13 protein-coding genes are annotated in these 21,175 nt (G+C 74.2%); 1 reads left to right on the top strand and 12 read right to left on the bottom strand.

What is annotated here, in order from left to right:
* Positions 1-190 precede the first annotated feature (190 nt).
* The 8 genes from E1200_RS01725 to E1200_RS01690 form a co-directional block, all read right to left on the bottom strand.
* Positions 191-1,510 carry a chromosome condensation regulator RCC1 gene (locus E1200_RS01725; protein ID WP_131949962.1) on the bottom strand — a complete coding sequence of 440 codons (1,320 nt, stop codon included), beginning with the start codon at positions 1,508-1,510 and terminating at the stop codon, positions 191-193.
* Complete coding sequence (locus E1200_RS01720; protein WP_243708286.1) at positions 1,507-2,838, bottom strand: ParB N-terminal domain-containing protein; 1,332 nt, start codon at positions 2,836-2,838, stop codon at positions 1,507-1,509. Before E1200_RS01720 ends, E1200_RS01725 begins: the two co-directional genes overlap by 4 nt.
* Positions 2,825-4,513, bottom strand: a complete 1,689-nt coding sequence (locus E1200_RS01715) for a polysaccharide biosynthesis C-terminal domain-containing protein (protein ID WP_131949961.1) — start codon at positions 4,511-4,513, stop codon at positions 2,825-2,827. The genes E1200_RS01720 and E1200_RS01715 overlap by 14 nt, the downstream gene beginning before the upstream one ends.
* Positions 4,500-6,749 carry a hypothetical protein gene (locus tag E1200_RS01710; protein ID WP_165950158.1) on the bottom strand — a complete coding sequence of 750 codons (2,250 nt, stop codon included), beginning with the start codon at positions 6,747-6,749 and terminating at the stop codon, positions 4,500-4,502. The genes E1200_RS01715 and E1200_RS01710 overlap by 14 nt, the downstream gene beginning before the upstream one ends.
* An 89-nt stretch (positions 6,750-6,838) precedes the next feature.
* Positions 6,839-8,329 carry a hypothetical protein gene (locus E1200_RS01705; RefSeq protein WP_131949959.1) on the bottom strand — a complete coding sequence of 497 codons (1,491 nt, stop codon included), beginning with the start codon at positions 8,327-8,329 and terminating at the stop codon, positions 6,839-6,841.
* Between the two features lie 6 nt (positions 8,330-8,335).
* The gene (locus E1200_RS01700) at positions 8,336-9,241 is read right to left on the bottom strand and encodes a sulfotransferase (protein WP_131949958.1); all 906 of its coding nucleotides are present in this window, start codon (positions 9,239-9,241) and stop codon (positions 8,336-8,338) included.
* On the bottom strand, positions 9,238-10,518 hold the full coding sequence (locus E1200_RS01695; RefSeq protein ID WP_207933043.1) for a hypothetical protein: 1,281 nt from the start codon (positions 10,516-10,518) through the stop codon (positions 9,238-9,240). The genes E1200_RS01700 and E1200_RS01695 overlap by 4 nt, the downstream gene beginning before the upstream one ends.
* Positions 10,515-11,903, bottom strand: coding sequence for a hypothetical protein (locus tag E1200_RS01690; protein ID WP_131949967.1), 1,389 nt, complete (start codon positions 11,901-11,903; stop codon positions 10,515-10,517). Before E1200_RS01690 ends, E1200_RS01695 begins: the two co-directional genes overlap by 4 nt.
* Before the next feature lie 431 nt (positions 11,904-12,334).
* Between E1200_RS01690 and E1200_RS01685 the strand changes: the two genes are divergently transcribed.
* Complete coding sequence (locus tag E1200_RS01685) at positions 12,335-16,069, top strand: PKD domain-containing protein (protein ID WP_131949957.1); 3,735 nt, start codon at positions 12,335-12,337, stop codon at positions 16,067-16,069.
* A 127-nt stretch (positions 16,070-16,196) separates the two neighbouring features.
* Here E1200_RS01685 and E1200_RS01680 read toward each other — a convergent pair whose 3' ends face one another.
* From E1200_RS01680 to E1200_RS01665, 4 genes are all read right to left on the bottom strand, one after another.
* On the bottom strand, positions 16,197-17,807 hold the full coding sequence (locus E1200_RS01680; protein WP_131949956.1) for a DNRLRE domain-containing protein: 1,611 nt from the start codon (positions 17,805-17,807) through the stop codon (positions 16,197-16,199).
* Positions 17,808-17,886: 79 nt separating this feature from the next.
* On the bottom strand, positions 17,887-19,158 hold the full coding sequence (locus E1200_RS01675; RefSeq protein ID WP_207933042.1) for a hypothetical protein: 1,272 nt from the start codon (positions 19,156-19,158) through the stop codon (positions 17,887-17,889).
* Between the two features lie 108 nt (positions 19,159-19,266).
* Positions 19,267-20,073 carry a WecB/TagA/CpsF family glycosyltransferase gene (locus E1200_RS01670; protein ID WP_131949954.1) on the bottom strand — a complete coding sequence of 269 codons (807 nt, stop codon included), beginning with the start codon at positions 20,071-20,073 and terminating at the stop codon, positions 19,267-19,269.
* Positions 20,051-21,016, bottom strand: coding sequence for a sulfite exporter TauE/SafE family protein (locus E1200_RS01665; RefSeq protein WP_131949953.1), 966 nt, complete (start codon positions 21,014-21,016; stop codon positions 20,051-20,053). The genes E1200_RS01670 and E1200_RS01665 overlap by 23 nt, the downstream gene beginning before the upstream one ends.
* Positions 21,017-21,175: the final 159 nt, after the last annotated feature.

Below are 21,175 nucleotides of genomic sequence, written 5' to 3'. Positions count from 1 at the left end.
CCCCGGCTCCGGGCTCCCCCGGCGCCGAGGCTTCCGGCGCCCCGGCTCCCGGTGCGCCCGCCGCTCAGCCGCCCGCTCAGCCGCCCGCTCAGCCGCCTGCTCAGCCGTCCGCGGAGGCGTCCGGGCCGGGGGAGACCAAGCCCGAGCCGCCCAAGGAGTCCTGACCCGCGCGGGGCCTACCCGCGGAGCCCTAGGGGCTCACCAGCAGGATCAGGTGGCGTTCGCCGGTCCCCACCGACAGGGCCTTGCCCGGGGCGGTGCCGGCGGCGGCCGCCACCGGTCCGGGCCTGCTGCGGGGCGCCCGCTTCCCGGAGCCGAGCTGGCCGCTGCCGCCCGCGCCCCACGTCAGGGGCGTCCCGTCGGCGAGGATCGCCGCGCCGTACGCCTCGCCCGCGAACACGTGCGCGGCGCGGCGCAACCGCTTGTCGTCGTTGCTCCGGCCCACGACGGGGACGGGCTCGGTGCGGAGTTCCACCGTCCCGTCGCCGAGCTGACCGGCCGTGTTGTTGCCCCAGGCCACGATGGTGCCGTTGCCGCGGAGCGCGTAGTTGTGCTTCTCCGCCGCGGCGATCGCGGTGACGCCGTCGAGGTCGCCCTTGCCGCGCACGCCCCTCACCAGGCCGGGGACGAGCCTGTCGCGGCGGGCCCCGTCGCCGAGCTGCCCGAGGTCGTTGTGGCCCCATGACGCGACCCGCCCGTCCCGCAGCAGCGCCAGGCCGTGCTGCCCGGCGACCGCGATGCGGACGACGCCGGTGAGGTGCCCTTCGCCGTCCAGGCCGCGCACCGGGACGGGCAGCGACCGGTCCTCGCGGGTGCCGTCGCCGAGGTTGCCGTAGTCGTTGGCGCCCCACGCGAGCACCTGCCCGTCGCCGCGCAGCGCCAGCTCGGTGTGCCCGTCGGCGGCGATCGCGGTGATGCCGGTGAGGGGGCCGCTCCCGTCCGGCGCGAGAACGGTCGTGGGGAGGCGCGGGGCGGTGCGCTCGCCGATGCCGCGCTGCCCGGACGACCCCTGGCCCCACGTGACCACGGTCCCGTCGCGGCGCAGCGCCATGGAGAAGTCATTGTTCGCGCTGATCGCCACGACGCCGCTCAGCCGTCCGCCGCCGGGCGCCCGGACGTGGACGGGCCCGCTCCGGTCGCGGGTCGTGCCGTCGCCGAGCTGCCCGCGGTCGTTGGCGCCCCACGCGACGACCTCCCCGGCCGCGCCGGTGATCGCGAGGGAGTGCCGCCCGCCGCCCGCGACGGCGCGCACGCCGTCCAGGCGGCCAGTGCCGCCGATGCCGGTCACCGGCGCGAGTCCGGGGTCGGTCTCCGCCCCGGGACGACCGAGCTGCCCGCTGGCGTTGAGCCCGCTCGTCCACACCGCACCCGTCCGCTCACCCGCGGCCCCCGCCGCGGGCGGCGTGGACGCCGGCCGCGCCGCGGGCGACGCCGTCCCCGTGCAGGCCGCCGCCACCACCAGCACGGGGACGGCCAGCAGCGCGGCGAAGGCGCGGCGCGTGGGGGTCACGTTGTGCGGACGCAGGCGAAGAGGTGCCTCGCGTAGTTGTCCTCGTAGGGGGGACGGGCGTCGTCGTCGGGGCCTAGGTCGATGATCTCGTCGAAGGCGGTGTTCTCGCGGAGGAAGCGCTCGACGCGCGGAGGGTCCCAGCCGCGCAGCGACTCGGCGAACCACGCCTCGTTGTCCTGGCCGGTGTCGAAGAACAGCACCCGGCCGGTCGCGCGGTCCAGCAGCTTGATCAGCTCCTCCGCGGACACCGAGCCGCGGCCGAGGACGAAGTGGTGCAGCAGGCTGAAGCACGACACGACGTCCCAGCGGGCGGGGTCGTGGCCGCCGAGGAACTCGACGCAGTCGCCGGTGGAGATGACGCCGTCCGGGAGGCCGTAGACGGCGCGGCCGAGCGGGACGGCGAGCGGGTCGCGCTCGATGCCCTCGGCGTCGAACCCGCGCCCGCCCAGCTGCGACACGAACCAGCCGTAGCAGCTCGCGACGTCCAGGTAGCGGCCGCCGGTGATGCCGCGCTCGCCGAGGAACGCGTCCATCTTGGCGAGCCGGTCGGTGCACTGCCGGACCGTCGTCCACCCGGACCGCAGTTCGGGCGCGTCGATCGGCTGGTACAGCTCGTGGGTGCCGTCGAGCCAGCTCATCTTGAGCAGGAGGTCCTGCAGCGGGGTGGTGACGGGCAGCCACTTCGCGACGACGCTCGCGCCGTCCGCGCCGCTCATCGCGGCGATCGCGAGCCGGTGGTGGCCGTCGAGGATCTGGTACTGGTCGGAGCCGCGGACGGGCGCGACGAGCACCGGGTCCTGCGGGCCGCTCTGCTGCGGGCGGGGCGCCGAGCCGGGCGCCTCCTCGCCGCGGTAGCGGGCGACGAACGCGCGGGCCGCGGCGAGCACGCCCGCCTCGTCGGTGCCGCCGAAGTAGTTCCCGCCGGCCTTGATGCAGCGCATGCCCAGCCGCCCGTAGGGGCTGTCGAGGATCTGCTCGTCGCTCAGCTCGGGCACCGCGTCGGCGAGGCGCAGCAGCGCGACGTGCGGGCCGTTCAGGAACGGCGTGGACGGCCACAGCAGGTCGTCGGTGCGGTCGGCGAACTCGCGGGCCGTCCAGCCGCCCTGCGCCCCGACGAGGAGCTGGTCGAACCGGACGGCCACCTTCCACGGGCGGCGCAGCACGGCGGTGGACACCGCGACGCGGGCGGCGGCCGGGATCGGCAGCGAGCGCCCGGCGTCGACCAGCCGCCCGTAGACGGGGCCGCTGGGCGCGAGGCCGCTCTTGCGCAGCACCGCGCGGGACTTGCGGCGGACCTGCTGTATTCCCGGCATGTCAATTCCCGGCATGGGCGCTCCTGGCAGGTGTCGTGTCGGTGGCCGGCGGCGCGGCGGGACCGGCCGGGCCGGGCCCGCCGGACGATGCGGCGCGGCCGCGCCGCCCCGGCAGCAGGGAGGCGAAGGCGGTCAGGGACAGCCGCTCCCGGCCCCCCCAGAGTAGGGCAAGGTACAGGATGGTGCCCGGGACCAGCGCACATGCGAGGGCGGCGGGGCTGGATCCGGCCACCAGCCGGACCGCCAGCGGCAGCGCCCCGAAGCACAGCAGGGCCGCGCCGCCGGCCCAGAACAGGCCCGCGCTCGCCGGGGACATCCCGAGGATCCGGCGGACCTGGACGAGCGCCAGCACCGTCCGGACGAGCAGCCCGCACGCCCGCGCCAGCGCCGCGCCCACGATCCCGAGCGGCGGGATGAGCAGCACGTTCAGCACCAGGTTGACGGTGAGCGCGGTGCTCTGGTTGACCAGGCTCAGCCCGCTGCGGCCCGCCATCAGCAGCATCACGTCGCGGGCGCCGGTCGCGGTCGCCACCAGCATCGCCATCGCGAGGATCACCGTGACGGTCTCGCCGGACCCGGCGTAGCCGGCGCCGAACGCGCCGAGGTAGACCGGTGCGCCGACGGCGATCGACAGGTGCACCGGCCAGGCGAGGGCGAGGTTCCACGACGCGCACACGGCGAAGATCCGCTGCGCGCCCGCCCGGTCCGCGAGCGCCAGCAGCCTGCTGACGGCGGGCTGCATGACGTTCTGCACGGCCTGGGTGACGAGCTGGCTGATCACGATGAACCGGGTCGCGGCGGTGTAGATCGCCGCCTCGCGGGGCGAGCTGAGCGCCGCGACCAGCACGATGTCGGCGCGCTGGAACGCCGTCTGGCAGACCTGCGCGAACGCGCGGGGGGCGGTGAACCGCCAGAACTCGCCCGCCAGCGGCCGCCATCCGGTCCCGGCCGCGGGCACGGGCGCGTCCCCTGTGGGGGACGCTGTAGCCGACGCCGTGGCCGACGCCGTGGCGGGGACTGCGGGGCCACCCGCGCGGCTGATCTTCCGGTACCACAGCGCGGCGATCAGCAGGCAGGGCAGGTAGGGCGCGACCCAGGCCAGCGCCAGCCAGACCGCGCCGTCGGCCAGCACCGCCGCCGCGACCACCGCGGCGACCTGGAGGGTCTGCCGCAGGATCTTGTCGACGAGGACGGTCGGCCGCATCGAGCCGTACCCGCGGGTCGCGGCGAGCAGCACGTCCTGCGCGGCGGCCAGCGGCAGGAACAGCGCCAGCACCCGCACCATCGCGACGGCCTCACCGGCGTCGCCCCCGCCGGCGAACCGCCCGGCCGTCCACGGCGCGGTGGCCGCGAGGACGAGCCCGGCCGCCGCCGCCGTCGCGAGCACCGGGACCAGCGCCACCGGCACCGTCCGCAGCGCCGCGGCGCGGTCGCCGAGCGCGAGGTGCCGGGGCACCCAGCGCAGCAGCCCGGCGTCCGTGCCGAGCCACGACACCGCCTGCAGGATGATGAACAGCGACGTCGCCGCGAAGAACACGCCGGCGATGCGCTGCGAGTACAGGTGCGCGACGAGGAAGACCAGCGCGAGGCCCTGCACGCCCGCGACGGCGGCGCCCACCAGGTTGAGGGCGCCGCCCCGGGCGAGCTTGTTCAGGTTCGGACCGGCCGAGCTCTGCTCAGGCTCCGCCATGCCGCCCGGCCCGGTGCGCCTTCTTGCCGTAGCGCGGCACCACCTCCGGCGAGTCGCCGGACCCGCCCGCAGCGCCGTCCGCACCGTCCGCGCCGTCGGCGGGCTGGTCGGGCAGGTCCGGCGGCATGTACCGCGAGATGTCCTCCTGCGTGCGCGTCGAGGCCGACTCCAGCGCCGCCTCGGTCTCGGCCTGCTCGTCGTTGACCACCGGTTCGTCGTGCGCGGCGGGGTCGGTGGGGTCGGGCTCCGACGGGCGGGCCCGGCGGGCGCGGCTCCGCGCCGAACCGGACGCCCCCGGCGGGGTGGCCTGCGGGAGGTCCGTCGCCGCGATGGGCTTCGGCGCGACGGGCTTGCCCGGCCCGGCGGGCGGGTCCAGCGACGGCGGCGTGGGCCGGCGCGCCGAGCCGGCCGGCGGCGCCGCGCGCCGCGCGCCGGGCCGCGGCTGGCGGGTCGCGCCCGTCCGCGTCTCCGCGGACCGCGGCGGCTGCTTGATCTGCGGGAGCGCCTGGGTGACCAGGGTGGCGGGGTCGGCGGGGGCCCGCTCGTCCTCGTCGCGCCGCGTGCTCGGCCAGTACCCGCCGTCGTCGCCCGGGTCGGGGCGCCGGGCGTCGTCGGCACCGGGCTGGTCGTCGGCCCACTTGAGGGGGCCGTCGCCGCCGGTGCGGTTCTCGCCGCTGCCGCGCGTCTCGGGCCCGCGCGGCTCGGCGGGGCCGCGCGCCGGCCGGGCCTGCCGGGACGCCGGGGCGGGGCGCGCCTGCTGCCGTCCGCCGCGCTGCTCCGGCGGCTCCAGCAGGGCGCCGAGCACGGTCACCCCGGCGCGCTCGGCCTCCACGTACGCCTGGCGCAGCTCCTCCCGCGTCGTGACCCCCTGGTTGACCACGAGGATCACCGCGTCCATGAACGTGCAGAGCGCCTGGGCGTCGGCGTCGTGCAGGCTCGCGGCGTTGACGATGAGGTACTCGCTGCGGCGGCGCAGCACCTTCACGGTCTCGCGCATGCGCGGGCCGCTGAACCGGTGCGCGGCCTCCAGGGCGCGGGGGCCGCGCGGCAGCAGCCGCAGCTGCGAGTCGGTGTGGATCAGCAGGGTCGCCGGGTCGGTGCCGCTGAGCAGCGTGTCGGACAGCCCCTTGCCGGGCCGCGCGCCGAACAGCCCGGTCATGTCGGCGTCCTCGGTGGTCGCGTCGATCATGATGGTCTTGGCGCCGGCGAAGGCGAGCGAGACCGCGAGGTTGGCGCTGGCCAGCCGGGCGCTGCCGCCGGGGGTCGCGCTGGCGACCAGCACCGCCACCGGGGTCTGCGGCGCCGTCGCCACGACCGCCGCGCGCAGCCGCCGGTACGCCTCGCCGACCGGGCTCTTCGGCGCGCTGACCAGCGCGAGGGAGTCGCCGGCCGGGCCGCCCGGCGGGATGGTCGACAGCGCCCGCACGCCGAGGCCCTCGACGGCCTCGGCGTTGCGCAGCCGCTGGTTCAGCCGCTCCCGCAGCAGAATGATCACGAACCCGGCGAGCAGCCCGAGGAACAGGCCGCCGGCGCCGTACAGCGCCTTGCGGATGATGCCGGGCCCCGCCGGCGCGTCCGCCGGGGTGATGACCTGGCCCGGGTCGATCGGGGTGCTGGCGATGTCGTTGGACTGCTCGTCGATCACGCCGAGCTGGTTGGTGTAGGCGGTGACGCGCTGCTGCAGGGTGGCGCGCTTGGAGCCGGTGGACAGCGCCAGCTCCCGGTTGGTCTGCGTCAGCAGCCGCTCGACCTTGGCGGCCTGCGCCTCCAGCTTGGCGAGCTGGTTGTTCACCACGCCCTGGGCGCGCTGCGAGCGGTACTCCAGGTAGGCGTCGGCGAACGCCTGCGCGCCCGCCCGCGCCTTCGCCGAGCTGGTGGCGGTGTAGGCGAGGTTGAGCACCTGCGTGTTGGGCGGGACGGTGACCTCCACATCGCCCTCGGGCTCGCGGCCGAGCTTCTTCTGCACGATCTTCGCGACCCCGTCGGTGGAGACGAGCTGCGCTTCCGTCTGCAGGTTGACGAGGTCGTCGCCGCGCCCCTCGGGGGAGTACGGGTTGCCCTCCAGGGGGCTGACCAGCACCGTCGCCGTCGCCTGGTACGGGGGCGGCACGGCGATCTCCAGTCCGATGCCGGCGGCCGCGCCGACGACGCCGAGCGCCACCAGCGCCACCGTGTAGCGCCGGACCAGGGACAGCAGCTGCCCTCCCTGCGGGTCGGCCGTCTGGTCAGCTCCCACGACGTTCCCCCTCATCGATCCGGCTCGTGACTGGCGGAATGTTCACCACGACTTTAACGGCGCATTGCACGCGGACTGTTCCGTTCATCTCAACCTCGTCCGGCAGCGGTCGCTCTGGAGGGGGTCCGGCTGGAGGGGGTCCGGTCGGTCGGGCGCCCCGGTGCCCGCGGCGCGGGGCCGCCGAGGGTGGGCGCGGTGAGCACGATGCCGCGCGGCGGGTTGGCGGACTGGTCCAGGGCCAGCACGCCGCTAGCGACCTCGCGGTCCAGGGCCCGGCCGCGCTGCGCCACGACCAGCGTCAGGTCGCTGGCGGCGGCCGCGGCGATGGTGTCGGCGCCGTTGATGTCGGGCGTGTTGATGATCACGATGCGCGACTCGGCGCCGGCCCGGTCGACCGCCCGGGTCAGCTGCCGGTCGTCGTCGCTGCGCACCAGCCGGACCGTGAACGCGCGGCGGGCGCGGGCGGCGCGCGGCGGGTCGGCGGGCTCCTCGCCTTCGGCGGCGATGCGCAGCACCGTCGTCGCCGAGCCGCCCTCGGTGCACAGCTCGGCCAGCTCGTAGGCGAGCTCGGTGCCCGCGGCGGCGGGGACGCCGACGACGAGCACGGTGCTGGCCTCGGCGTCGAACACCAGGTTGCGCAGGCGGCGGCAGACCTCGCGGTGCCCGCCGCCCAGCGTCGGCGCCTCCACCATGATCGGCAGTCGGCTGTGCAGCCGGACGTCGGCGGGCCGCCGGATGCGGCGCGGCCGCATCTCGCGCACCAGGACGTACCCGATCCAGACCAGCAGCCCGAGCCCGATGCCGCTGGCGGCGGCGACGTCGCGCTTCGGGTCGTCGCGCCGCTCGGGCAGCCCGGCCGCGCGCAGCACCTCGCCGGGCTGCTCCTCCTTGCTCTTCAGCCCGGCGATCTGCCGCTCCACGTCGCGGATCTGCTTCACGATCGCCTGCCGGCGGGTGCGGGTGGTGATCCGGCGGAGCTCGTTCTCGTCGCCCGGCAGCGCCCGCAGCTGCGTCCTGAGCAGGACGAGGTTCTCCTCCAGCGCCTGGCGGTTGCGCTGCTGGAGCTGGCCGAGGATCTGCCTGCGCACCGTCAGGTACGCGTCGGCGACGACCTCGGCGCCCCGCCGCGCGTCCGCCGGCGTCCCGGCCCGCACCCCGATCGTCAGGACGTGCGTCCCGTTCGGCACCGTCAGGTCGACGCGTTCGCGCAGCTCCTCGTAGGACGCGTCGAACCCGGGATGCCGCTTGAGCTCGGACAGCACCTTCTCCGACCACACGAGCTGCGCCTCGGTGTCCATCGTCGTCTCGCGCGGGTTCCGCAGGTTGAGGTCGAGCGCGGAGCCGATGTCGATGCCGGGGTGCAGCGCGACCGGCGGCGCCAGCACCGCGATCCGCGCGGTGTAGGTGGCCGGGGTCAGCGCGACCTTGGCGGCGCCGAGCGACGCACCGGCCAGCACCGCGATCAGCAGCGCGGTGAGGTGCCGCCGGACGGCGCCGGCGAACCGGGTGACGGGGATCGAGTCCGGCGCGGTCGGCGGTTCCGCCTGCACGCTGGACGGGCCGAGGCTGCGCTTGTCCATGCCGTCCTACCCGCCGCCCGTCCGCCGCCACGCCGGCTCGGCGCCGAGCAGCGCGGCGAGCTTGTCGTCGTAGGGGGCGTAGTGGTCGGCGAGGCGGCGGTGCAGATGGTCCGGCAGTGGGGAGCCCGGCCGGGCGTTGTGCCGCTCGAACGCCGCGGGCCGCCAGCGCGGCAGGCCGAGGAAGTCGAGGATCGAGTCGTAGCAGGGCTCCGGCTCGGAGAAGAAGTCCTCGGCGTAGACGACCAGCACCCGCTCCCGGCCGAACAGCTCGAACAGCCGCCCGATCTGGTCGGCGTACTGGCCGCGGTCCAGGTAGGAGTGGTGGCGGTGGCTGTGGCTGACGTACGCCGGGTCGGCCTTGATCTTCTCGACCTCGCCGGCGAGCCGTTCGGGCTCCAGGTCCAGCGCCCGCTCGAACGGCTCGGTCTCGAAGCCGCGGGCCAGCTCGTGCTTGTGCGCCGAGTAGGCGCGCACCACCGGGTCGCGCAGCAGCGCGATCAGCTTCACGCCGGGCAGGTCGCGGGCGATCCGCTCGGGCGCCAGCGGGTGGTGCATGTAGTAGCCGGCGGACTCGAACGCGAGCGGGACCGTCCCGTCCGCTCCTCCGCCGGTGAGTCCGGCCGCGGCGACGCGCCGTTCGGCGATCGAGCGGACCGGGAAGTGCCCCCGGTACCAGGACTGGCCGCGCTGGTAGTTGACGTCGAAGTAGTGCACGCCCTTGTGGAAGTTCGGCTGGGCGGTCGCGGGGTGCGCCGCCAGCGCCCGGAACAGCGACGTCGTCCCGCCGCGCTGCGTCCCGACCATCAAGAAGTCCGGCAGCATGCGGGCGCCCGAGGTCAGCCGCCCGCCGGCGCGGGTGGCCGCGCGGCCGGCCTCCTTGACCCACTGCGGAGCGTCACGGCGTGAGATCAAGGGGTCCTCCCGGTGTCGGTGCGCGGCGAGTCGGTGCGCGGCGAGTCGGTGCGCGGCGGGTGGGAGCACAGCAGTTCGAGCAGCCGCTCGGTGTCGGCGCGCAGCGGCCCGCCGATCGGCTCCTGCGCGGCCAGCAGGTAGCGGCGGCACAGTTCCAGCAGGTACAGGTGGACGGTCGCCGACGCGGCGGTGCCGGTCGGCCCGAGCGGCTCCAGCGCGGCTGCCGCGGTGCCGGGCCAGGACGCGTAGGGCGGCCCGGACGCCGTGCGCATCGCCTCCTGCAGCCGGTAGTGCAGCAGGTCGAACCCGTTCGGGACGCCACGGGCGAAGCGCTCCCAGTCCCACACGCGCAGGAGGCCGCGGTGCCAGGCCATGTTCCAGGGCGTCCAGTCGCCGTGCCAGGCGCCGAAGTCGAGGGGCAGGTCCCCGTACGCCTTGCCGGTGTTCTCGATGACGTCGCCGAAGCGGTCGCGCTGCCCGGCGTCCTGGATCCGCGCGGGGCTCGCGGTCAGCGCGTCCCAGAAGCCGCTGTCGCGCAGCGCGGCCCGCTCGACGCCGCCGACCTCGAACAGCGTCCGCATCTCGTCGAGCGGCGCCCGGCCGCGCGGGCGCCAGCCGAGCGCGCCGGTCGGCAGGGACTCCAGGACGAGCAGGTCGAGCCCCTGCCAGGCGCCGTGGTGCAGCAGCCGCGGGACGTGCAGCCGGACCTCCCGGCCGCCGTGCCCGCCGTCGTGTTCGCCGCCGGGGCCGGGCAGCCGCGCGTTGAGGTACTCCAGGGCGGCGGCCTCGCCCGCGAGCAGGTCGCGGGCCGTGCCGGTGTCGCCGACCTTGACGAACGCGACCGGCTTCCCGCCGGGGGAGAGGACCTGCAGGATCGGCTTGCGGTTGGCGCGGGCGCTGCCCAGGCCGATGCTGACCACGACCGGGCGGCCGAGCAGCTCGCCGAGATGGTCCTCGACGGACGCGCCGCCGCCGGTCACGAGCAGCCGGTCCTTCAGCCCCCGCTCCGCGAGCCCGGTGCGCACGGCCGCCGCGGTGACCCCGCGGACGGCGCGCTGCTTCGGGCCGAGGTCGTGGCTGTAGCGGCGCAGCGCGGCCGCCGCGGCGCGCGGCAGCCCGGCCGGGACCAGCAGCCGCGGCCGGCGGGCGTCGGGCAGGAACGCCAGCTCGCGGCGGGCGCCGGCCGCCGCGCCGGGCCCGGCGGGCTCGACGCGGGCGTCCGGCCACAGGTCCTCGACGGCCTCGATCCAGGCGCGGCGCACCTCGTCGCCGCTCACCGGGACACCCCCGCGGCGGCGCGGGGGGCGGTCCCGCCACGGGCGTCCCGCCTGGCCCGCCACATCAGCGCGACCGCGATCATCACCGTGTACAGCGGTACCTCCACCATGTCGTACGTGATCATGAACAGCCCGCAGGCGATCAGCACCGCGCAGCCCGCGAGCGAGTAGGCGCCGCGGTCGCGCCAGTGCCGGAAGAACCGGATCGTGAAGAACGCGCAGAACGCGATCGTCCCGATCAGCCCGTTGGCGAAGATCAGCAGCCACAGGTGCCCCTGCGTGCCGAGCGGCGGCGACTCGCACGCCTTGCAGCCGACCTTCGCGCCGCCGGCCACCTGGCCGAGGTCGCCCTGCACGTTGCGGGTGGAGCCGAAGCCGACCAGCGGCGACCCGGTGAGGGCGCTGCGGGTGGTCTCCACGGCGAGCAGCGTGCGGCGGTTGTTGCTGTGCGGGTTCTCCAGCCGGTCCTGGACGAGCCCGGGCAGCGGCGACAGCGCCACGACGATCGCGCCGACGGCCGCCATCCCCGCCGTCCAGGCGATGACCCTGGGCCCGCCGACCTGGAGGAGCTTGACGACCCCGAACAGCCCCATCACGCCGAGCGCCGCCCACAGGCCCCGGTTGAGCGAGTAGACGACCGGCCACAGGGAGGCGGCCAGGATGATGAACGCGAACACGCGGCGCCGCGTCCCGGCCCGCAGGACCCACGTCAGCAGGAAGTAGGGGAGGAAGAACGCGTAGGCGGCGCCCCAGGTGTTGGCGTAGGCGAACGGCGCCATCGGCCGGGACTGCTCGAACCCGAGGATCGACTCGATGTCGGCGACCTTCGGATGGACGATGTCGCGGACGAACGAGTTCTCCGCCAGCCCCTTCGGCAGCAGCATCTCGACCGGCGAGGTGAGCTGCAGGGACGGCAGGAACGAGCCGATCAGGCCGCCCACGGCCGTCACGACGAACATGTAGCCGAGCAGCTTGCCGATCCGCCCGGACGGCAGGTCGCGTTCGCTGAGGTTGCCGATGTACAGCAGGACGACGGTGAACGAGAGGTACCAGGCGAGCCGCCAGCCGTAGACCAGCAGCCGGCTGAACCCGCCGCCGGGCTCGGCGTAGGGGGCGTCCGCCCACAGCACCAGGATGCCCAGCATCACCCAGACCAGGAAGAACAGCCAGACGCCGAACCCGCTGGGCGCGACGAGCGAGCCGCGCCGCCGCCACAGCGTCAGCGCCATCGGCACCGTCATGACGAGCAGGACCACGTTGGCGAGGCCGAGGATCCACCACAGCGGGAAGGCGAGGAAGGCGACGCTGAGCGGCCAGCCCGGCCGCAGGCGCCACGGCAGCAGCCGCGGCGTCGCGAGGGGCGTGTTCCCCGCGATCCCTCGCATCCCGGTCAATCACCGCTCCGTTCCGCTGGACGCACCGGCGGGCGCGCGGACCGCCCCGCCCGGTGCCGGACGCACCGCCCGCGCCCCTGGAAGGACGCGCCTCGTTGTGGATGTCCGGGTGGACGTCCGGCCGGCTGCCTGGGACGACACCGGGTGCTGGCCACATCCGGCCACGCTCGCCGGTCCTCCGGCACGGCTCCCAGAGCGTCCTCCCGAGGTGCGCAGCGTACCCCGCGGGGCGCGATGGACGTGCCCGCGAAATCGGGTGCGCCACCGTCACGGCCCTGGACACGCGGCCTTTCGGCGGTCGAAACCTAAAAGTTAAGAACCGGTCGTCGGCGGTGTCTCGAACATGGCTACGCTTACTCGGCGCCGGTCACCTTTACGCGCACGATACGGCTGGTTTGCATCTACAAAGCACGGAGGGGTCGATGGGCAGACGCAGGTGGGGGACCATCGCCGCGGGCGCCGTCCTGGCGCTGGGGACGATGACGGGCCTCGTCACCGCCCCGGCGCACGCCGACGGCAGGGGTTCGGAGCTTGACCACGGGCGCGTGGTCAACGCCGACCCGGCGGACCACACGCCGCAGGTCCTGGACGGCGACGTCAAGTCGATCATCAAGATCGGCGGCAAGATCTACGTGGGCGGTTCCTTCACCCAGGTCAAAGAGCCCGGCGGCGGCAAGCCGACGCTGACCCGCAACCGGCTGTTCGCCTTCGACGCCGCCACCGGCGCGATCGACCCGAACTTCGCGCCGAACCTCAACAAGGGCGAGGCCAGCGCGCTGCTCGCCGCCCCCGACGGGCAGTCCCTCTACGTCGGCGGCAACTTCAGCGAGATCAACGGCGTCCGCCACTTCGTGCTCGCGCGGCTCAACGCGCAGACCGGCGCGCCGATCACCTCGTTCAACCCGCAGTTCGACGCCCGGGTGCGCGACCTGCGGCTCGCCGGCGGCCGGCTGTACGCCGCCGGGACCTTCAGCACGGTCGGCGGCGCCGCCCGGCCCGCCCTCGCCGCGCTGAACCCGCAGACCGGGGTGCGCGACGACTTCCTCGACCTGAACTTCGCCGGGACGCAGACCGGCGACGGCGTCACCCAGGTCTACAAGATGGACGTGACCCCCGACGGCTCCAAGCTCGTCGGCGTCGGCAACTTCAGCTCGGTCAACGGCGCGACCCGGCGCCAGATCGTCATGATCGACCTGAGCGGCGCGAGCGCGCAGCTCGCCAACTGGGACACTACCCGCTACGGCGACCAGTGCTCCCAGTCCTTCGACACCTACATGCGCGACGTCGACTTCTCGCCGGACGGGAAGTTCTTCGTCGTGACGACGACCGGCGCCTACGGCACCCCGCCGAAGCTGTGCGACACCCACGCCCGCTGGGAGACCGCCGCGACCGGCGGCGGCCAGAACCCCACCTGGGTCAACTACACCGGCGGCGACACCAGCTACGCCGTCGAGATCACCGACACCGCCGTCTACGTCGGCGGCCACTTCCGCTGGGCCAACAACCCGTTCCGCGCCGACCGCGCCGGTGAGGGCGCCGTCGGCCGCGAGGGCATCGCCGCGCTCGACCCGGCCAGCGGCCTGCCGTTCTCCTGGAACCCCGGCCGCGACAAGGGCGTCGGCGTCTTCGACATGCTCGCCACCGCCGAGGGCCTGTACATCGGCAGCGACACCGACAACGTCGGCGGCGAGTGGCACCCCAAGCTCGCGCTGTTCCCGCTCGCCGGCGGCACGGCGATCCCGCCGAACCACACGGGTGAGCTGCCCGGCAACGTCTACTACGCGGGCGGCAGCGGCCTCCTCGGGCAGAACTACCTCAAGCACCGCTCGTTCGACGGCACCACCGCCGGGGACGAGGTGGACGACGGCACCGCCGGCGTCGACTGGCGGTCCGCCCGCGGCGCCTTCATGATCAACAATGAGCTGTTCTACGGCGGCTCGGACGGCTCGTTCAACCGGCGCAGCTTCGACGGCGCGACGCTCGGCGCCCCCACCGCGATCGACACCGCCGACCAGCTCGTCAACATGTCGACCTGGCACAACCAGGTCCGCAACATCACCGGGATGTTCTTCGCGCACGGCCGGATCTACTACACGCGCGGGCAGTCCGCGCTGTACTACCGGACGTTCACCCCCGAGAGCAACGTCGTCGGCGCGCAGGAGTTCACCGCCGTCGGCAACCTGCCCGGGATGAGCTGGAGCAGCGTCGGCGGGATGTTCGTCAACGGCGAGCACCTGTACTACGTCAACAGCGGCAACGGCAGGCTCTACCGCGTCGACTTCTCCGCGGCGGGCGTGCCGTCCGGGTCCTCCACCGAGGTGAGCTCCGCCGACTGGCGCGGCCGGGCGGTGTTCCTGTTCGCCGGGACGCCGAACCAGAAGCCGAACGCCACCTTCACCAGCAACTGCGACGCCCTGGAGTGCGGGTTCGACGCGTCCGCCTCGGCCGACCCGGACGGCTCGATCGAGTCGTACGCGTGGGACTTCGGCGACGGTGAGACCGGCACGGGCGCGACGCCGCAGCACACCTACGAGGAGCCCGGCACCTACACCGTGAAGCTCACGGTGACCGACGACCGCGACGGCGAGGGCGTCAAGGAGCAGGAGATCACGGTCTCGCCGAACCAGACCGACATCGCCTTCCGGGCCGGCGTCGGCGGCAACGCCAACGTCAGCACCGCCTACGCGCAGATCCCGGCGTCGGTCCAGCCCGGCGACGGCATGATCCTGATCTTGACCTACAGCAGCGGCGACCACTCGATGACGACGCCGCCCGCCGGCTGGACGCAGGTCGACACCCAGGAGGTCGGGAGCTCGACGTCCGTGCTGTGGAAGCGCGTCGCCCAGGCGGGGGACGCGGGGCAGCAGGTGAACATCGGGCTGAGCGGCATCACCAAGGCCGACATCCGGCTGCTCGCCTACGACGGCACGAACACCTCCGACCCGATCGCGGCGGTCGCCAAGGGAAGCGACCCCACGGCCGTCACCCAGCACACCAGCCCGAACGCGGAGGTCGCCGCGGGCGGCTCCTGGGCCGTGACGTACTGGGGCGACAAGTCGTCCAGCACCACCTCGTGGACGGCTCCGGCCGGCGTCACGACCCGCGGGACCGGCATCGGGTCCGGCGGCGGCCGCATCAGCGCCCTGATCGCCGACAGCGGCGGCGCCGTCGCCACCGGCTCCTACGGGGGCAAGTCCGCGACGACCAACGCGTCCAGCCGCGCCGCCATGTGGACGATCGTCCTCGCGCGCGGCGCCGGCGGGGCCGGCAACCAGGAGCCGACGGCCGCCTTCACCAGCGACTGCGACGCCCTGGAGTGCGGGTTCGACGGGACCGCCTCCACCGACCCGGACGGCGACGTCGAGTCCTACGCGTGGGAGTTCGGCGACGGGCAGACCGGCACGGGCGCGACGCCGCAGCACACCTATGACGAGCCGGGCACGTACCCGGTGAAGCTCACGGTGACCGACGACCGCGGCGCCGAGGCCGTCACGACCGAGGAGGTCGTGGTGGCGTCCGCCCAGGCGGCGGGCATCTCCTACCGCGGCGGCACGGGCGGCAACGCCAACGTCAGCACCGCCTACGCGCAGATCCCGGCGTCGGTCCAGCCCGGCGACGGCCTGATCATGGTGCTGACGTTCAACAGCTCCGACCACGAGGTGACGACGCCGCCCGCGGGCTGGACGGAGGTGGACAGCCAGGAGGTCGGCAGCGCGACGTCGGTCCTCTGGAAGCGGGTGGCGCAGGCCGGTGACGCGGGCAAGCAGGTCAACATCGGGCTGAGCGGCTACACCAAGGCCGACATCCGGCTGCTGGCCTACGCGGGCACCGACGCCTCCGACCCGGTCGCGGCGGTCGCGAAGGGCGACGACTCCAGCGCGGTCACCCAGCACACCAGCCCCGACGCCTCGGCCGGCGGGGCCGGTGCGTGGGCGGTGACGTACTGGGGCGACAAGTCGTCCAGCACCACCTCGTGGACGGCTCCGGCCGGTGTCACGACCCGCGGGACCGGCATCGGGTCCGGGGGCGGCCGCATCACCAGCCTCATCGTCGACAGCGGCGACGCCGTCGGCGGCGGCAGCTACGGCGGCAAGACCGCGACGACCAACGCGGCGAGCCGCGCGTCCATGTGGACGATCATCCTCGCCCGCGGATAACGCGTCCCGACCGGGAAACGCGCCCCCGCCGGAACCTTCCGGCGGGGGCGCGTTCTCGTTGCCACGGCGTACGTTCTGCGGCCTGCGCGTTGTTACGGCCTGCGTTGCGGCGGGTCGCTCCCCGGCCTCAGCAGAAGTCCTGCCATGCCTTGTGGCTGGGGGCGTCGAGGAGGCGGAAGTCGCCCGTCTCCCAGTCGAGGTCGAAGTAGGAGACCCAGAGCGCGCCGTGCTTCTTCAGGTAGGCGTTGGTCTCGCGGAGCCAGGCGGCGCGCTTCTCGCCCTTGTCGTCGCCGACGAGGTAGCTGCCGGTCTCGGCGACGCCGAAGGGCAGCCGCTCGGCCTTGCTGAGGGCGACGACGCGGTCGTACATCTTCGACGGGGAGTCGTACAGCCCCTTCTTCCAGCCGAGGTTGTAGGTGTCCCACCCGAGGACCTGGATGACGTCCCGCCCGGGGTAGTAGTCGCGCCAGTTGCGCTTCGACTCGGCTTCGAGGCTCCAGCTCATCAGGACGAGCGTGGCGTGCAGCCGCGCGTTGTCGGCCTTGTCGGCGAGGCTCCGCAGCCGGCGCCAGGCGGCGCGGTAGTCGGCCGCGGTGAACTCGCCCTTGGCGATGTTGTCCTCGGGCTCGTGGTAGTAGACCCAGTAGACGTCGCGGTCGCGCGGCGCGGTGGCGAACCAGCGGGTCATGGCCGCGTCGTGCTTGCCCGCGAGGACGTCCTTCGGCGCGAGCTTGAACGAGATGATCGGCGGCCGCTTGCCGATGTCGGGGTTGCCGGGCCACGCCGGCGGGACGCCGCGGTAGAACAGCCGGACGGTCTCCAGCCCGCCGTACCGCTCGTCCAGGCGGCTCAGGGCCTCCTGGAACGTCTCGCCGGGCTTGAGGTTGAGGGAGATGCCGCAGAGCGTCCTGCCCGCGCCGGGGCGCTGCGACGGCTCGGCGGACGTGCTCGGCCGCGGTGCCCGCCAGGTCGGCTCGGCGCCGGGCTTCGGCAGGGCGGTGCCCGACGCGTCGGGCGTGCCGGTGGCGGACGGGCTCGGTGTCGCGGTCCGCCCGGGACGGGTGGTCAGCACGAGGCGCGGCCCGCCGGCGCCGGCCTCCCGCGAGTGCACCGACGCCGCGGACGACTCGTTGCGGTTGGTGACGGCGAACGCGTAGCGGCCGGGACGGTTCACGACGGAGCCGACGTCGAAGGAGAGCCGGTCGCCGCGGACGGTGGCGGTCGCGATGACGCGGCCCGCGGCGGGCCGGTTGCTCCAGGACGTGCCGCTCTCGCTCCAGGGGGCGGTGACCGCGCGCAGCTCGACCGCGTCGGGCCGGTTCTCCGGGCGGTCGAAGGTCAGCTCGACGCGGGCCCCGGTGATGCGGGGCGTGCGGCGCGGCACGTCGAACGCCACGTACGCCTCGGTGTGCCACTCGGGCCAGACCGAAGCGGTGATCTTTCCCGCGTCGCCGAACCCCTGGCCGGGCATCTCGCGTACCACGTAGGTGTCGGCCGACGCGGGGATGACGGACTCGGCGGCGGCGGACGCCGTCCGGGCGTCGCGGCCGGGCCCGGGGCCGCTCAGCGCGATCGCGCCGACCGAGCCGCCGAGGATGAGGAGGGTGCCCGCGGAGGTGTAGTAGAAGGCGGGGCGGGGACCGCGCCGCCGCCCGCGCCGGCGCTTCGGCGGCACGGGCTGCGAGCGGCGCGGGTCGGGCCGGTGGTGACCACCAGGGAACGGGTCGCTCTGGTGCACGGGCAGCCCCTTCCGTCGGCTGGTCTTCGTCGCCCCTTTATCTCACGTCGTCCCTTTATCTCACACGGGACCCGCCTGCTCAGCCCATGGGGAACATTCCGATGCGGCCGTGGTACTCGCGGCCGAGCTGGTCGGTGTCGCTGCCGACGAGCAGGCCCTTGGGGTGGGCGACGAGCGCCTCGACGCCGTGGCCGAGCGTCCGCGTCGGGTTCCACGCGAGCGCCTTGCCGGTCGACGGGTTGATCGCGGCGATGCCGGGACGCGACACCGCGCCGGGGCCGGCGTGGTCGCGGCCGCGCGGGTTGTCGAGCCAGCGCTGGTGCCCGCCGACGTAGACGGCGGCGCCGGTGACCGTGGTGGACAGCAGCGTGTCGCCGCCGGTCCAGTTGACCCAGGTCGGGTCCTGGCCGGCGCCGGTGGCGCCGGCCTCCCAGCGGGCGGCGGTGTCGCACAGCTGGCTGGTGCCGTAGGGTCCGCCGGTCGTGACGACCACGAAGTACTTGCCGTCGGGGGAGAAGTCCATGCCGCGCATGTAGGTGTCGAACGCGGACAGGTTGCAGGGGGTGCCGTACCGCTGGGTCGCCCAGGTCGACAGCTTCGCGGCGCCCGAGCCCGTGTTGATCATGGCGATCTGGGGCCGGGACTGCTCGTTGACCTGGGTGAACGTCCCGTTGATCACCATCCGGCTGTCGGCCGGGTCGACGGCGAGCCGGTAGACCTTGAGGGTGCCGGACCGCGGCTTGGTGATGGTGAAGTTGAAGCCGTTGTCGGCGGCGCCGGTCAGCGCGTCGAGCCGCGCGAGCGCGGAGCGGGCCTTGCCGCCCGCCTGGGTGAACGAGCCGCCGATGTAGAGCCGCAGGCCGCGGCGCACCATCGTGGTGACGCGGTAGTTGACGTTCGGCTTGAAGCCGGTGTGCACCTGGTTCGTGGTCGCCCGGATCGAGGCGACCGTGCCGGTCTTCCTGCCGTTGACGTTCTTGAACGTCCCGGCCATGTAGACCCAGCCGCCCGTCCCGGCCTGGAGGGCGTGCACGGTGCCGTCGACCTTGGGGACGAACGTCGTGTTGATCTTCCCCGTGCCCATGTCGTAGGCGAAGAGGTTGTTCCGCTTCAGCACCGGCTTGCCGCTGCCCGCCTCACGGACCTCCGTGAAGTTGCCGCCGACGACGACCAGGCTGCCGGTGACGGCGATCGTCCGGACGGTGCCGTCCAGGACGTGCGGGGTGTTGTTCACCGGGTTGTCGGAGACCACCTTGGAGTGGGCGATGTCGGCCGAGGCCGCGCTCGCCACCGCCGGCACGGCGAACGCCGCGAGGGAGGTGGCCGTGAGACAGGCGAGGAAGGGGCGCATGGGGGTGCTCCGGAGTGCGGCCGGGGTCGTTGATGGCATCTTGTCCTACCACATGGGGGAATCTCGGGCAGCGGTTCCCGGCAAAGCGTCGCTCGATGGAGACGTCCCTCACACCGCCGGGTTCTTGCCGTGCCGGATGCGGTGCAGCACGACCCGGCCCAGGTAGGAGCCCAGTTCGATGGTGTACCGGCGCCAGAGCCGGCGCGGTTCGCGGGCCAGCCGGTACAGGAATCCGACGCGCAGCTTCAGCACCCACGCCGGGTAGTAGTCGCGGCGCTCGGCGAGGTGCTCGAAGTAGGCGCCGCAGGTGAGGATGACCGGCGCGGTGAGGCGGTCGCGGTACTCGGCGACGAACCGCTGCTGGAGGGGCGTCCCGAGGCCGACGTGGAGGATGTCGGGCGCCGCGTCGTTGATCTCGGCGACGAGCCGCTCGGCGGTCTCCGCGGGCAGCCGGCCGTGCTCGTCGGCCCAGTGGCCGTGCAGGGTGCCCGCGACGGCCAGGCCCGGGTACCACTTGCGGACGTTCTCGGCGGCCTGCTCGGCGACGCCCGGGGCGTTCCCGAACAGGAACACCCGCCAGCCCTCCTCGGCGGGCTGCCCGAACAGGTCGTCGGTGAGGTCGTCGTTCGCCATCCGCCCGGGGACGGGCCGTCCGAAGATCTTCGCGGCGAGCACGACGCCCCAGCCGTCGGGGAGGTTGAGGTCGAAGCCGTTCATCAGGTCGCGGAGCACCGGGTCCCGCTGGGCCTTGCGGACGTAGTCCGGGTTGGCGAAGGTGATCGTCAGCTTCGTCCGCTCCTTGACGGCCGCCGCGACGAACGACCGGAGCCGCGCGACGTCGATGCGGCTGACCCGCACGCCCAGGACGTCGACCGTGTCATGCGGCCATCGGTCATGCGGCCATCGTTGGTCCACTCGTGTCCCGCCCTCCTGGACTGCCCGCGCCGACGGGGGATCCGGCCTGGGAAGGCAGGGTATCCCTCCCGCGGGACCCGCGGGCGCGGAGCACGAGCCAGCCGGCCCCCGCCGCGGTGAGCAGGCCGAGGAGCGTCCACCCGAGGGGGACGGGCTCCATGCCGAACATCTTCAGCGACGACGCGACCAGGACCAGCACGAGGAAGCGGCGGATCAGCGTGCTCGGGGCGCGCGATGAGACCTTCGAGCCGAGGTAGACGCCGGGGATGGAGCCGACGAGCAGGGCGGCGGTGACCTCCATCCGGAAGTCGCCGAAGAGCAGGTGGCCGATGGCGGCCGCGCCCACCAGCGGGACGGCCTGCAGGAGGTCGGTGCCGACGAGCTGGTTGGCCTTGAGCGCCGGGTAGAGGGCGAGCAGCGCGACGATGATGAGCGAGCCGGAGCCGACCGAGGTGATGCCGACGACGAGCCCGCCGACGATGCCGACCAGCACCGTCGGCACGGGGCGGACCCGGATCTCGGGCGCCTTCCCGTCGCCCTGCGCGCCGTCGGGGCGCCGGTGCGACATGTAGGCGCGCAGGACGAGCCCGCCCGCCGCGATCATCAGCGCGACGCCCATCGCGATGCTGATGACGTCCTCGACCCGGCCGCCGTGGCCGAGCGCCCGCGCGAGCAGGACGCCGGAGAACGCGGCGGGGACCGAGCCGGCGCAGAGCCAGCCGACGAGCCGCATGTTGATCGTGCCCTGGCGGTAGTGGACGGCGCTGCCGACGGGTTTCATGACGGCGGCGGCGACGAGGTCGCTGGACACGGCGGCCATCGGGCTGACGCCGAAGAACGTCACGAGCATCGGCGTCATGAGGGCGCCGCCGCCCATCCCGGTCAGCCCGACGATGATGGCGACGAGGAACGAGCCCAGCGCCATCGTCCAATCGAAGTCCATCGGCATGACCTACCAACTATGTAGGGAAACGCGTCCACGATAAGGCACCTGACCTTCGGGTCGTAACCCGGGTGGCGAGGTACAAACGGGACGTGTCGGACGCGTTACAACAGGTGGGGCGGCCGGGCCCCTACGACCCGGGCGGTAGGACCCGGGCCG

It is taken from the genome of Actinomadura sp. GC306 (assembly GCF_004348665.1).
Classification (GTDB): domain Bacteria; phylum Actinomycetota; class Actinomycetes; order Streptosporangiales; family Streptosporangiaceae; genus Spirillospora.
This window is presented reverse-complemented; position numbering and strand designations above follow the sequence as displayed.